At 73.5% G+C, this 13,576-nt stretch carries 12 protein-coding genes; 2 read left to right on the top strand and 10 right to left on the bottom strand.

Going from position 1 to position 13,576, the window contains the following annotated elements:
• Positions 1-50: 50 nt before the first annotated feature.
• Together trpD and OOJ98_RS03580 are read right to left on the bottom strand one after the other, a co-directional pair.
• Positions 51-1,079 carry an anthranilate phosphoribosyltransferase gene (gene trpD / locus OOJ98_RS03585; RefSeq protein WP_267053142.1) on the bottom strand — a complete coding sequence of 343 codons (1,029 nt, stop codon included), beginning with the start codon at positions 1,077-1,079 and terminating at the stop codon, positions 51-53.
• Positions 1,079-2,431, bottom strand: coding sequence for a nucleotide sugar dehydrogenase (locus tag OOJ98_RS03580; protein WP_267053141.1), 1,353 nt, complete (start codon positions 2,429-2,431; stop codon positions 1,079-1,081). Before OOJ98_RS03580 ends, trpD begins: the two co-directional genes overlap by 1 nt.
• A gap of 336 nt (positions 2,432-2,767) precedes the next feature.
• On the opposite strand from OOJ98_RS03580, the gene OOJ98_RS03575 reads away from it, so the two are divergent.
• Entirely contained in the window at positions 2,768-4,174 is a 1,407-nt protein-coding gene (locus tag OOJ98_RS03575; RefSeq protein ID WP_267053140.1) for a PLP-dependent aminotransferase family protein, read from the top strand.
• A gap of 6 nt (positions 4,175-4,180) precedes the next feature.
• On the opposite strand, the gene OOJ98_RS03570 is transcribed toward OOJ98_RS03575, so the two are convergent.
• Complete coding sequence (locus OOJ98_RS03570) at positions 4,181-4,777, bottom strand: phosphoribosylanthranilate isomerase (protein WP_267053139.1); 597 nt, start codon at positions 4,775-4,777, stop codon at positions 4,181-4,183.
• Between the two features lie 108 nt (positions 4,778-4,885).
• Between OOJ98_RS03570 and OOJ98_RS03565 the strand changes: the two genes are divergently transcribed.
• Complete coding sequence (locus tag OOJ98_RS03565; protein ID WP_267053138.1) at positions 4,886-5,773, top strand: DMT family transporter; 888 nt, start codon at positions 4,886-4,888, stop codon at positions 5,771-5,773.
• On the opposite strand, the gene OOJ98_RS03560 is transcribed toward OOJ98_RS03565, so the two are convergent.
• The 7 genes from OOJ98_RS03560 to OOJ98_RS03530 all read right to left on the bottom strand — a co-directional run bounded on the left by OOJ98_RS03560 (position 5,742) and on the right by OOJ98_RS03530 (position 13,503).
• On the bottom strand, positions 5,742-7,043 hold the full coding sequence (locus OOJ98_RS03560; protein WP_267053137.1) for an MFS transporter: 1,302 nt from the start codon (positions 7,041-7,043) through the stop codon (positions 5,742-5,744). The genes OOJ98_RS03565 and OOJ98_RS03560 overlap by 32 nt on opposite strands.
• Entirely contained in the window at positions 7,036-8,262 is a 1,227-nt protein-coding gene (locus OOJ98_RS03555) for an acetyl-CoA carboxylase biotin carboxylase subunit family protein (protein WP_267053136.1), read from the bottom strand. Before OOJ98_RS03555 ends, OOJ98_RS03560 begins: the two co-directional genes overlap by 8 nt.
• Before the next feature lie 50 nt (positions 8,263-8,312).
• Positions 8,313-9,536 (bottom strand): acetyl-CoA carboxylase biotin carboxylase subunit family protein, encoded by a 1,224-nt coding sequence (locus OOJ98_RS03550; protein ID WP_267053135.1) that lies wholly within the window; start codon positions 9,534-9,536, stop codon positions 8,313-8,315.
• Complete coding sequence (locus OOJ98_RS03545) at positions 9,533-10,498, bottom strand: Gfo/Idh/MocA family protein (protein ID WP_267053134.1); 966 nt, start codon at positions 10,496-10,498, stop codon at positions 9,533-9,535. The genes OOJ98_RS03550 and OOJ98_RS03545 overlap by 4 nt, the downstream gene beginning before the upstream one ends.
• 302 nt (positions 10,499-10,800) lie before the next feature.
• Positions 10,801-11,877, bottom strand: coding sequence for a 1-acyl-sn-glycerol-3-phosphate acyltransferase (locus OOJ98_RS03540; RefSeq protein ID WP_267053133.1), 1,077 nt, complete (start codon positions 11,875-11,877; stop codon positions 10,801-10,803).
• Positions 11,874-12,776 (bottom strand): patatin-like phospholipase family protein, encoded by a 903-nt coding sequence (locus OOJ98_RS03535; RefSeq protein ID WP_267053132.1) that lies wholly within the window; start codon positions 12,774-12,776, stop codon positions 11,874-11,876. The genes OOJ98_RS03540 and OOJ98_RS03535 overlap by 4 nt, the downstream gene beginning before the upstream one ends.
• Positions 12,777-12,834: 58 nt before the next feature.
• The gene (locus tag OOJ98_RS03530) at positions 12,835-13,503 is read right to left on the bottom strand and encodes a TetR/AcrR family transcriptional regulator (protein ID WP_267053131.1); all 669 of its coding nucleotides are present in this window, start codon (positions 13,501-13,503) and stop codon (positions 12,835-12,837) included.
• Between the last annotated feature and the right edge of the window lie 73 nt (positions 13,504-13,576).

The following is a 13,576-nucleotide window of genomic DNA, read 5'->3' as shown; positions in this document are numbered from 1 at the left end:
CTTCTTCCGTATGGCTCTGCATACGGTTCGCATACGGGGTGTGTACGGGTTCAGGCGGCGGGGGTGGCGGCGAGCGCGCGGACCAGCGCAAGGGCCGAGCCGTCGGAGGTCGCCAAGCGGGCGAGGCCGAGGCCGGCGTCGAGGCCGGGGGCGAGCTCCGCCAGGTGCAGCACGACGGCCGCGTTGTACAGGCAGGTGTCGAGGAGGGGTGCGGGCGCGTCGCCGGCCAGGATCCGCAGCGCCGCCGCCGCGTTGGCCGCGGTGTCGCCGCCCTTGAGGTCCTCGCGCGAGGCGGGGCGCAGCCCGAGGTCGGCCGGGTCGAGCTTGGTCTCGGCGGCCGTGTCGCCGTCCACCGTCAGGACCCGGTTGGGGCCGGAGGTGGACAGCTCGTCCAGGCCGCCGTGGCCGTGCACGATCCAGGTCCGCCGCATGCCGAGTTCGGCGGCGGCCTGCGCCAGGATCTCCTGGTCCCGGTGGTCGGCGGCGCCGATCAGACGGCCGCCGAGCGGGACCGGGTTGGCGAGCGGGCCGACCAGGTTGAAGAGCGTACGGAACCCCAACCGGCGCCGTACGGGGGCGAGTCGGCCGACCACCGGGTGGACGGCCTGCGAGAACAGGAAGGCGAACCGGTGCCGGGCCAGCAGCGCCGGCACCTGGTCGAGGGGCTCGATCGGGATGCCGAGCGCCTCCAGTACGTCGGCGCTGCCGCACCTGCTGGTGGCGGCGCGGTTGCCCGCCTTGGCGACGGTCGCGCCGGCCGCGGCGGCGATCAGGGCCGCGATGGTGGAGATGTTCACCGAGTCGCTGCCGTCGCCCCCGCTGCCGACCACGTCGACGGCGGGCCCCGGCCACTGCACCGGCCGGGCCGCCGCCAGGATGACGCGCACGGTGGCGGCGACCTCGGTCGCCGACGGGTGCTTGGCGGCCATCGCGGTCAGGAAGGCGGCGGCGTCCAGCGGGTCGGTGTCCCCGGCGAGCAGGACGGACACGGCGGCACCGGCGGCCTCGGCGTCCAGGTCGCGGCCGAGCACCAGCTGTTTGGTCGCGGACGTGAGGACCGTCCGGGAGCCGTGGCCCATCAGAGCACCTCGACGTTGGCGGCGGGCGCCAGCTCGCCCCGGGTGTCGAGGACCAGCGGAGCGGCGGACCAGGCGGGTTCGGAGGCGAGCCGGCCGTGCGGGGTGACCAGGACCACGCAGTCCTGGGCGGCGAGCTGCTCGCGCCCCCAGGTGGCGGCGGCCACGGGCAGGCCGTCCACTTCGAGGCCGGGGACCATGGGGTCGACGTACGAGACCTCGGCGCCCCGCGCGCGCAGTCCGCGCACGATGTCCACGGCCGGGGCGTTGCGGAGGTCGGAGACACCCGCCTTGTAGCTCACGCCGACGAGCAGGACCCGCGCGCCCTTCAGTTCCCGCCCCCGTGCGGCGAGCAACTCACCTACTCGGGCGACGACTTGACCGGGCCGGTCGGAGATCCTTCGGTGTGCGGTCTCCACGAGGCCGAGGGTGAGCCCCTCGCGCCGGGCCCGCTCGCTGAGGAACAGCGGGTCGACGGGGATGCACTCGCCGCCGACGCCGGGGCCCGGGTAGTGCGCGAGGAATCCGAACGGCTTGGTCGCGGCGGCGTCGATGACCTCGCGCACCGGGAGCCCCAACTTGTGGCAGAGGTCCGAGAGTTCGAGGGAGAGGGCGATGTTGATGAGCCGGAAGGTGTTCTCGTACACCTTCGACAGCTCCGCGACATCGGGGCTGGAGACCGGCACCACCGTGCGGCACACCTGCTCCAGGAGCAGCTGGGCCCGCCGGGTGGACTCGGCGCCCACGCCGCCGACCAGTTTCGGGGTGTTCAGGAGCGTCCAGCCGTTGGTGTTGGCCGGGTCCACCCGCTCGGGGGCCATGGCCAGGTAGAGGTCCTCGCCGGGTATCAGCCCGGTGCGTTCGGTGATCTTCCGGCCGATCTCGGCGGTGGTGCCGGCCGGCACGGTGGACTGGAGCACCACGAGGCTCCCGGCCCGCAGGTACGGCAGCACGCTGTCCACCGCGGTCGACACGTACGCCAGGTCGGCGGTCTGCTCGGGGGTGACGGGCGTCGGTACGCAGATCATCACCACATCGGCGTCGTGCAGCGCCGACGGGTCGGGCACGGCCGTCAACCGGTCGGCCACGTCCTGCAGTTCGATGTCCGTGAGGTCGGGCAGGTAGGACTCGGAGCGGTTGACGGACTCCACCTTGACGGGGTCGATGTCGACGCCGACCACGTGGAACCCGGCGTCGGCGAAGCCCAGTGCCAGGGGGAGACCGGTGTAGCCGAGACCCACGATCCCGACCTTGATGGTGCGGTCCTCGACCCTCGACGCGAACGCCAGGGCTTCGGCGTCCTGGGCCGTGCCCGTCCTTGCGACGGCGAGAGCGGGGGCAGACAAACTCGTCATGTCTTCGTTCCCTCAGTCCAGCTAGCGGATCGGTGTGCGGTGACTCCAGTCGACCAGCTGGCTACGAAGCGCACCCAGACCATTTGTGGCGTCGCGGAGCAGACCAGAGGGAGCCGGGCCGGCGCGGAGGGCCGGCCGGCGAAGATCAGCATGCCGAATTGAGGTGAATACTCCGCACGGGGCGGTTTGTTCCGGTCTCACATAACTGGATTCGATCCCAAATTGTGTGTTTAATGTGCCGACGGCGACAGTCGCCGATGCGTCTCTATCCGGGGGGGTTTTGGACGCGTGACCTGGCACATCTCTATCGAGGTAGACCGTGATTCAAACGAGTCTTTGACGAAGCAGATCAAATCCGCGATAAAAGGCTGCATCACGGAGCGCGTCCTGCACCCCGGGACCCGACTTCCTTCCACCCGGCAGCTCGCCAGTGACCTCGGCGTCTCGCGGAGCGTGGCGGTCGAGGCGTACGAGCAGCTCACCGCCGAGGGATTCCTGACGTGTCTTCAGGGATCGGGGACGCGGGTCGCCGACAGGACGGTCATGACCGATCCGATGCTGGGCGAGGCCCTGCGCGAACCCGAACCGGTGTCCCCCGTCACCTGGGACCTCAGGACCGGCCGGGCCAACGTGACCAATTTTCCCCGCGTGGAATGGCTGGCCTGTTACAAGACCGTCCTTGCCGTGGCGGGCCCGGAAGAACTGGACTATCCCGCGGTGGCCGGGCTGCCCGCGCTGCGTGAATCCCTCGCCGGATACCTCGGCCGGATGCGGGGCGTGCGGGCCGGCACGGAGACGGTGATGGTGACCGCCGGCTTCGCCCAGGGGCTCTCCCTGCTCTGCAAGTCGCTGCCCAAGCTGGGCATCCACCGGCTCGCGGTCGAGGACCCCGGGCACAACGGCCAGCGCAGGTACATCGAGGAGAGCGGCATGCGCACCGTGCCGGTCCGTGTCGACGAGGAGGGCATCGACGTCGCGGAGCTGGCCGCGAGCGGCGCCCGCGCGGTGCTCGTGACGCCCGCCCACCAGTTCCCGACCGGCATCTCGATGAGCCCGGCGCGCCGGGCGGCCCTCGTCCGCTGGGCGGAGGAGGTCGACGGCGTGATCATCGAGGACGACTACGACGGCGAGTTCTGGTTCGACCCCCGGGACCGGCCGTCCGCACTCCAGGGGCTCGCCCCGAGCCGGGTCGTCTACGCCGGCACCGCCAGCAAGATCCTGGTGCCGGGCCTCAGGCTCGGCTGGCTGGTCATCCCCGAGCACTTCGCCACCCTGCTCACCCGGGTCAGGTCCCAGCACGACCTCGGCTCCGACGGCATCACGCAGTGCGCCTTCGCCGAGCTCATCACCAGCGGCATGCTCGACCGGCATCTGCGCCGGGTGCGGTCCCGGTACCGCTCACGGCGCGAGGCGTTCACGCAGGCCGTCGAACTCCATCTGCCGCTGGCCCGCGTGATCGGCTCGTCCGCCGGACTCCACGCCTATCTCCGGCTCCCGGACGGCATCGACGAGTCGGCGGTGACCGCGGCCGCCCTGGAGCGCTCGGTCCTGGTCCACGGCGGCTCGCGCTACCAGTTCGGCCCCGGCAGCCGCCCGCCCGCCCTGGTCATCGGCTACTCCACCCTGCCGCTGGCCGGCATCGCCGAGTCGATGTACGTCATCAGGGACGCCATCGAAGAACAGCGCTCCTCGCGCAACCGCTCCCTCGACCCCCGGTGGAGCGCCGCCTACGCCGCCGGCTGACCTCCGTCACGCCTTGGCGCGGCGGACGAACTCCTCGATGAGAGCGGGGTCCTTGACGCCTCTGCGCGCCTCGACCCCGCTCGACACGTCCACGCCCCACGGGCGTGCCGCCCCGATCGCCTCGCGCACATTGCCGGGGCCGAGGCCGCCGGCCAGCATCCACCGGCCGGCGGGCGGGGCGGCGCCCAGCGCGGACCAGTCCCACGGCTCCCCCGAACCCGGGCTCGGCGAGTCCAGGATCAGGAGGTCCTCGCCGAACTCCCCGCAGGCGGCGCCCGCGGCCGAGGCCGCCGCGGTGGCACGCACCAGCGTGAGACCCAGCTCCCGCAGCGCGGCGAAGGCCGCCGGCGGGTGCGTGCCGTGCAGCTGCACCGCCCCGATCCCGGCGGCGCGCACCGTCTCGCGGACGTGTGCGAGCGGCTCGTCCCGGAACACGCCCACCGTCAGCACGCCGTCCGGCACCTCGTCGACCAGCCGCCGGACCACGTCGGCACCGACCTGGCGTGGACTTTCCGTGAATACGAAGCCGATCGCGTCGGCACCGGCGTCGACGGCGGCCGCGATATCGGGCGCCGTACTCAAACCACAGATCTTGACGAACATCTGTCCCGCTCTCTGAATTCCAACATTCCATTGGATTGAATTGGTCCGGTGATCCGGACCCGGATTGGACTGCGCGTCAACTCGGCAACCCGCCGTTAACTTTCTTCCATGTCCCTTGACGCAAGCACGGCACGCGGAAGTATCTGCGCCGCCACCGCCATGGTGGCGGTCGGCAGTTCGGCGGCCGTGAGTCCGGTGCTCACCGAATATCCGCTGCTTTCCGGCCAGGCATGGCGCTATGTGGTCGCCGGGCTCCTTCTGCTGCTCGCCCGCCGCGGCGCTTCGGCCCCCGGTGTCCGGCTCACTCCGCGCCAGTGGGCCAGGATCGCGTTACTGGCCGCCACCGGCATGGCCGGCTTCAACGTCTGCCTCCTCGAAGCGGTCCAGCGGGCCGACCCGTCGACGGTGGGGGCGGTGGTCGGCGCGGCCCCGGTCGTCCTCGCCGTCGCCGGGCCGCTCGGCTCCGCGCAGCGGCCCTCGGCCCGGATCGCGTTCTCCGCGCTCGTCACCACCGCCGGGGTCTGCGTGATCCAGGCCTTCGGCCACGGCTCGCTCACCGGCCTGCTGTACGCGCTGGGCGCGCTCGCCTGCGAATGCTGCTTCTCCCTGCTGGCCGTCGGCCTGCTGCCGGCGCTCGGCCCCCGGCGCCTCTCGGCCTTCGCCTGCCTGGCCGCCGCGCCGATGCTCGCGGTGGCCGCCGCGGTGACGGAGGGCGCGGGCGCCCTGCAACAGCCCACGGCCGCCGAATGGCTGGCCCTCGGCTACCTCACCCTGGTCGTCACCGCGCTCGCCTTCTTCCTCTGGTACGCGGGCATCGGACTGCTCGGTGTCGACCGGGCCGGCCTGTTCGCCGGGGTCGTCCCGCTCACCGCCGTCCTGCTGGGACCGCTGCTCGGCACCAGCCACCTGGCCCCGACCTCGGTGATCGGGGCGCTGGTGATCGGGGCGGCCGTCCTGTACGGGGTCAGCGCGCCTGAGCCGGGTCGCCCGCGGTGACCAGCGCCCGCTCCTCCATCGGCTCGACGGTGTGCGCGTCGGCCTGCCGCACCACGCGGGAGCCGAGGAAGGCCACCGCGCCGATCACCAGACCCGCCACCGTGACCGCCAACGCGGCGCGCGGGCCCAGCCATTCGGCGAGCAGACCGCCCGTGAAGCCGCCGACCGGGATCACCGCGAACGCCGCGAAGCGGTAGGTGGCGCTGACCCGGCCGGTCAGCTCGATCGGCACCAGCGCCTGGCGCAGCGCCACCGAGTGCACGTTGAAGACGGTGATGCCGAAGCCGTTGATCACGTATCCCGCCGTCAGGAGCGTCACCACCAGCGGCTTCGAGCCGGCCGCCGCGGGCAGCAGGAGCAGCGCCACGCTGGCGATCATCATGCCGACCGCCATCGCCCGCCCGGTCCCGAGGCGCAGGCCGAGCCGTCCGGCGACCAGTGAGCCGGCGAAGGCGCCGACGCTGCCCGCCGCTATCACCAGGCCGAGGCCGGCCGCGCCGAGGTGCAGCGAGCGGATGCCGTAGATCGGCATCACCACGAGCACCACGTCCCACATCAGGTTGAACCAGGCCGACTCGACCATCACGACCCGCAGGACCGGGTGGGCGAGCGTGACGCGCAGCCCCTCCATGAGCTCGGCCCGGATGCTGCGCCGCGGGCCGGTCCGCACCGGCTCGGGGGTGCGGATGGTCAGCAGCGAGGCGACCGAGACCAGATAGCCGACCGAGTTGACCACCACCGCCACGGGAGCGGTGAGCAGCTGGATCAGCACGCCGCTCATTCCCTGCCCTGCGGTCTGGGCGATGGACTGGCTCGACTGGAGCTTGCTGTTGCCCTCGACCAGCAGCCGCTTCTCGATCAGAGTGGGCAGGAACGCCTGGTACGCCACGTCGAACTGCGCCGTGAACAGGCCCGTCGTGAAGGCCACCACGTAGAGCAGGACCATCGACAGATGGCCCGTCCAGGCGACCACAGGGACGAGGGCGAGCACCAGGGCCCGCCCCAGGTTGGCCGCGATCAGCAGCGGGCGGCGGCGCACCCGGTCGGCGAGCACGCCCGCGAGGAGGGTGACGCAGGCGACCGGCAGGTATTCGAGGGCGTTCAGCAGTCCGAGCTGTCCCGCGGAGGCGTCGAGGAGCTGCATCGCCGTCAACGGCAGTGCGAGCAGGGTGATCTGGGTGCCGAACAGGGCGACGGTCTGGCCGCCCCACAGCCGCAGGAAGTCGGCGTGCCCCCAGAGCGTCCGGGGGGCGCGGGCGGGCTCAGCCATCGGTGCCCTCCGCGGGCGACCAGTCCATCTCGTACAGCTTCACGGCGGTCTCGATGGCGGCCCGCACCTGCTCGGCCGTCGCCGCCCGGAAGCGGAAGGTGCCGGCGGTGTGCACGGCGCCGCCGTTGCCGTCGAGGACCGTGCCGGCCGGGGGCAGCGTCTCGGCGTAGAGCTCGGGGACGGCGCCGGTGAGCGGGGCCACGCGGTGCACCACGGCGGGGCGGACCGGCGGTTCGGGCATCATCAGGTATCCGGCGACCTCGCCGCCGATCTCCGCCTTCGGGTACGTCCGCTCGATGCCCAGCTGGACGTGGACGGACGCCTCGATCAGGTCGAGCCCGTACACCTCCTCCCAGACGAACCTGACCTGCCCGCCGCCGGCCCGCGCGCCGATCTCCAGGAAGACCAGTTCGTCCGTGCCGGCGCTACGGAAGACCTCCAGGTGGAACACCTCGTCGGTCAGGTCGAGGGCCGCGAGTACACCTTCGGTGAACTCGACGACGCGGGACTCGAACGCGGCGTCGTCGTTGGCGACGGACCCGAACGGCGAGCCTTCGGCGAAGTCGAGGCAGGAGCCGATGCACCGCCAGCTGCGGAGGGTCCGCAGGACGCCGCCGGAGACCACGCCGTCCACCTGGTAGAGGTTTCCGTCGATGAACTCCTCGCACTGGAACCCGGTCAACTCCTCCTCCGCCAGGGCGCGTTCCATCGCCTCGACGGTCTGGAGCACGTGCACGCCCTGGCTGTCCGCGCCACCGCGCGGCTTCAGGACGAAGGGGAAGCCGGCCCCGGCGGCGAACGCCCGTACGTCGTCGGCGTTCTCGACGGCGCGGTTGGCCGGCACGCGCAGTCCCGCGGCGGCGACCGCGGCCTTCATGACGACCTTGTCCCGCACGAGGCGCACCTCCTCCGGGCGCTTGCCGGGGACTCCGAGGCGCTCGCGCAGTTCGGCGCCGAGTTCGAGGTCGAACTCCGAGAGCGCCAGGACGTGCGTGAACGGGCCGTGCCGGTCGGCGAGTTCGGCGGCCGCCGCGGCGACCGCGGCCCGGTCGCCGAGATCGGCCACCACCGTGATCTCCTCGGCGAGCGCCGCGTCGAGGGGGCCGGCGCCGGCCGCCGTGGTCACGTAGCTCACCCGGTCCACGCGGTGGTCGAGGTAGCGGTGGTACTCGGCGAACCGGTTGTTCCAGCGGTTCAGGATCAGGACGTGGCGTCCCATGGCGTGCTCCGATTCCGTGGGGGACAAGTGAGGGACAACGAGGGACGCGGCTACGCGAAGCGCGTTCCGAGTTCCGCCGCGTCGAGCGCTTCGGTGGTGGCCCGGTAGCTCGTCGTGGCGGCGAGGGCGTAGCCGAGGCGGCTGGCCGAGCTGCCCTGCGCGGGCACCGCCCGTCCCGGCGCGACGAGCGCGCCGATCTCCCGCAGCCGGGGGTCGGCGTGCAGCTCGGGGGCGATCTCCATCCGCCGGTAGCTGTCGAGTCCGGGCCGCAGGAAGAAGCGGATGCCCGCGTGCCCGGTGCCGGGCCCGGACGGCTCGGGCGGGCCGGGCAGGCCCAGGTACGAGGCCAGGGTGATCGCGTAGAGGTCGGCCCCGGTGGCCAGCCTGAGCAGGTCGGGGATGCGGTCGCCGGGCAGCCGGGCCGCGACCTCCATCAGGAGCGGTCCCCGGTCGGAGAGCCTCAGTTCGGCGTGGAACGGACCGAGTTCGAGGCCGAGCGCGCGGACCACGTCGACGGTGTACCGCTCGACGGTACGGGCGGTGCCGGGGTCGAGCCGGGCCGGGAGGAGGTGGCCGACCTCCACGAACCAGGGCTCCGGGCCGAGTTGCTTCTCGGTGATGCCGAGCACCACCACGGCGCCGTCGTCGACGTACCCCTCGACACTGAACTCGGCGCCGGGCACGTACTCCTCGACCAGCACCAGGGGCAGCCCCGCCCGGTCGAGATAGCCGACGCCGTACCCGTGGATCCTGCGGAACGCCTCGCGCGCCTCGGCCGGGGTCGCGACCTTGCGGACGTTGAGGCTGCCGGACTGGTCGACGGGCTTGATCACGCAGGGCAGGCCCACGGCGGCGGTCGCCGCGGCGAGCTCCGCCTCGTCCGTGACGAGCACATGGCCGGGCTGGTCGATTCCGTGGGCCGCGAGGACGTCCCGCATCACGTGCTTGTGCCGCAGCGCGAGGGCGGTGGCGGCGGAGAGACCCCGCAGCCCCAGGCCGGCGGCGGCGGTCGCGGCGAGCGGCACGTAGTGCTCGAAGCCCGGCACGACGGCGTCGAGGGGCCGCTGCTCGTGCAGCTTGCGCAGCCGCGCGAGCGTGGCCGCCTCGTCGTTGGTGTCGACGGACTCCACCTGGCTCGCACGGGCCAGCTGCGCGTCCGGCACCCGGCGCTCCCCGTGGCCCGCGGTCAGGACGATGGTGTCGTACCCCAACTCGGCTGACCGGTCGACGAGTTGATGGCCGGCCGAGCGCGGTTCGACGATCGCGATCCTCATCCCGCCACCGCCTCTTCGAAGGCCGCCGGCACGGCCCTTTCGCGGGCCTGCTCCAGCAGGCCGATGGCCCGCTGGTGCAGGTCGAGCCCGGCCGGGGGCGGCGGCCCTTCGCCGGTGAAGCAGGCGTACGCGGCCTCGACGAACCGGGTCAGCGGCGCGTCCTCGACCACGGTGCGGCCGGGCCTGCCGGAGATCCGTATCTGCCCGAACGGGTCGTCGGCGCCGACCGGGAAGTCGGCGGCGATCTCCCCCCGGGTGCCGGTCACGCGCAGATGCCGGCGCCGGGCCGGGGAGGTGAGGTCGCTCAGCAGGGTGCTGACGGTGCCGTTCTCGTGTTCCAGGCGCAGCACGGCGCCGCCCATCCCGGGAATCACCCGGTCCGGCAGCGGCATGGCCCAGGTCGTCGAGGACAGCATCCGCGCGCGCGGCCCGGCCAGGTGGAGGGCGAGGAGCACCTGGTGGGGCAGCTCCACCTCGAACGCGGTGTGGTGCGCGTCGGACGAGGAGGTGCGGCCGAACCGGGGCTTGCTCTGCTCCATGAACAGGGCCACGGGCTCGCCGATCTCGCCCGAGGCGATGATGCTCCGCACCTCGCGGGTCACCCGGCTGTTCGGCCAGACGCTGACCGGCAGGATCGTGGCGAGTCCGGCCGGTCCGCGCAGCCGCGCGCTCTCCTCGGCGGTCGGGGCGATCGGCTTCTCCAGGATGACGCGCCGGGCCCCGAGCGCCACGAGCCGCTCGACGCAGGCGACGTGGGCGCCGGGCGGGGTGGTGACGTGGAAGACCGTCTGCGCCACCGGACCGCATTCGGCCACGGCCCGCAGCGACGGGAGCAGGCGGACTCCCGGGGGCGCCTCCCGCAGCGCGGGGTCGACCACGAAGACCGTGCGGTCCGCCCCGTGCAGGGTGCGCAGCGCCGCATGGTGCAGATCTCTGCCCGCGTGACCGTAGCCCACGATCACGGAAGGCGGACGTTCTGGTCCGCCGGGCATGGTGGTGGGCAACGCCGCCACAGTGACCCCCGTCTCGGCTTTCGCTGGGTCCGCACACGACTGCGCGCGGACTCCGAACGGCTGTGCCCCAAGTCTGCGAACGGGTCAGGTCGCGCTCCAGACCACTCTCCCTGCCGCTCTCCGGACCATTCGCCGGACGGGGGCCGGGCGGGAGGCGGTGCGCGGCCGGTGCGGGGGCCGGTGCGCGCGGCGGCGTGGGGCTCGCGCGTCGATTTCGGGCCAGGTCAGTGACGTACGACCCGGGTGTCCTGTCAGGAGGGAGCGGTGCGGGGCGGCGCGGTGCGGGGCGGCGCGCTCTCGCTCCCCTGCCGGCCGATCCACGCGTCCACGCGCGCCCACTGGCCGGTCAGCCACGGCTCGCGGGCCTCCGGCCCGGTCGGTATCGCCCGGCCGGGCACGCTCCACCACGTGGCGCGCACCGGGCGGCGCAGCGGGATCGAACTCCACAGGCGCGACGGCGAGTCGATGTGGTCGAGCCCGGTGTGCGCGACGAACACGACGGCCGCCCCGGCGTCGCGCGCCCCGCTCAGCGCGGCCAGCGGGCCCGCCGTCCGCGGCGGCAGGACGTGGTGCTGGCGCCGCGCGCGGGCCGCCCTCCGCAGCTGGCCGGTGCGGACGAGCCAGCGGATGGACCGGCTTCGGCGCCGCTCGGTGAAATTGCCGCCCTCGGGGAACAGCACGAGCGCGTCACCCGGGCGCAGCCCGGCCGCGAGGGCGCCGATGGCGTCCGGCGTACGCCCGTCGGTGTCGGCATGCCGCGGGACGAAGCAGTGCGGCAGGCAGCTGAGCACCAGGTCCATGCAGGGGTCCCAGCGCAGGAACTCCTTGAGGACGACCTGGGGGCGCAGGCCCGCCCCGCACAGGAGGCCGTGGACCAGCAGGATGGAGTCCCCGGGCCCCGCGTGGCGGGCGAGGACGACCATGCCGTCCGGCGGCCGGGCGCCGGGCCGCGGGAGCGGCGGGTCGACCTCCACGCTCAGCGCGAAGATCCGCCGGGAGCAGCCCACGAGGAAGCCGAGGAGCCGGGCGAGGAGCCGGTAGTTGAGCGTCACCAGACGCTCCCGCCGTGCCGCGCCGCCGCCCAGGCAGCGCAGCCGCACGACGAGCGCGGCGCCCACCCCGGTGAGGTCGGCGAGGAGGTACACGACGGCGTAGAGGGCCAGGCGCTGCGGCTGCCAGGCGCGTCCGCGCCGGCCGGCGAGCAGCGACAGCGGGGCGAGCGCCACCGTCACGAGCAGCAGCGCGAGGGCGAGCGGGACCAGGGCGACGAACGCGGGCACGGTGACGCACCGTCTGGCGACATCGCGCACGCCGGCCGCGCGGCTCATGGAGCGCCGTCGTCCGTGCGGGGCGCGGGCTTGCCCGCCGCCTCCAGATAGGCGGCCGACGCTTCGTACGCGCACTCCATCCGCTGCCAGGAGCGCCCGAAGTCGCGGTGGCGGAACCTGCGCCCGGCGATGTCCTCGCCCCGGTCGGACGAGGCGCCCGTGGGCAGCACGTGCACCTCGACCCCGGGCGGCAGGTCCGCCATGTCGCGGGTGAAACGATGGCGCCGGGCTATCTCGAAGGCCACCGAGGCCACCTCCCACGGCGCCCGCGGTGCCTTCAACGGCCGCTCCACGCGCCCGACTTGCAGGACGTACACGGTGCGGGCCCCCGCCGCGACGGCCCGGCCCACGGGGATGCTGTTGATGAGGCCGCCGTCGAGGAAGTGCTCCCCGTCGATCTCCACGGGCGGCAGCAGCCCCGGCACCGCGCAGGACGCGAGCACCGCCGGGACCAGCGGCCCCCGCGTGAACCAGTGCTCGGACGCGCTCTCGATCCCGGCCGCGACGCACTCGAAGGGCACGGCGAGGTCCTCGAAGTTCTTCGCCGGCAGCCGGGTCTCCAGGAGCTCGCTCAGCGGCTCGGACGCGTAGAGGTGCGTGCGGTTGCGCGCGGCGAGCCGCAGCCGCCGCAGCACCGACCCCGAGAACACCCCGGAACGCCCGAGGCTGCCCCACAGTTCCCCCAGCCGCTCGACGGACCCGGCGGTCGGCTCGGCCGCGAACGCCGCGCCGTTGATCGCCCCCACCGACGTCCCCACCACGAGATCCGGCCGCACGCCGGCCGCGACCAGCGCCCTGAGCATCCCCACCTCATAGGCCCCCAGCGCCCCGCCACCCCCCAGCACGAACGCACACCGATACCCCGCCCCCCGGCCCTGCACCACCACGTCCTCACCCATACCGGACCCCTGCCCCGCCCGGCCGGGACCATCCGCGATCCGGGGGGCGGCGTCCGCCTCACGGCGTGGGTGGTTCGCCGCCCAGGTGGCGGTAGACGTCCTGCGTCTCCTCGGCGGTCAGGGCCGGTTCGGGCAGGGGGCGCTGGGCCGTGGCGCGGAAGCCGTCCAGGAGGAGGGCCAGGTGGCGGCGCCAGGAGCCGGGGCGGACCGCTTCGATCGCGGGGAGGGAGCTGCCGAGGGCGCTGAGGGCGAACAGGAGGTCCTCCGTCACGACGTCCGTGCGCAGTTCGCCGTCCTCGGCGGCGCGGCGCATCAGCCCGCTCACCGTCGTGTGGTTGTGGAGGTGGATCGCGTCCAGGGTCGGCGCGCCCTCGATGCCGGTGGTCATCAGGTCGCCGACACCCCGGTCGCGGGCGAGCAGCGCGCAGACGCCCTCCAGATACGCGGTCAGCGCGCCCCACGCGCCGTCGGCCGCGCGGGCGCGTTCGCCGGCGGCCATCACCGCGGTCAGGTCGTCGTGGAAGACCGCTTCGACCAGGTCGCCGCGGGTCGGGAAGCGCCGGTAGAGGGTGGCGTTGCCCACGCCCGCACGCTTGGCGATCTCGTCGAGCGGGACGTTGATCCCCTGCTCCGCGAAGAGTTCCCTGGCCGCCGCGACCAGGAGGTCCCGATTGCGCCGGGCGTCGCGCCGCAGCGGCGGGTTCTTCTTGCTCTCCTGCGAAACCATGGCCCCCGACCCTATCCCAGCAGGCCGATCCCCCTTTCCCCGAGCGAATGCCCCGGCCCCCGGCGGGTGCGGC

The sequence above is a fragment of the Streptomyces sp. NBC_00083 genome, from assembly GCF_026343295.1.
Lineage (GTDB): Bacteria > Actinomycetota > Actinomycetes > Streptomycetales > Streptomycetaceae > Streptomyces.
This window is presented reverse-complemented; position numbering and strand designations above follow the sequence as displayed.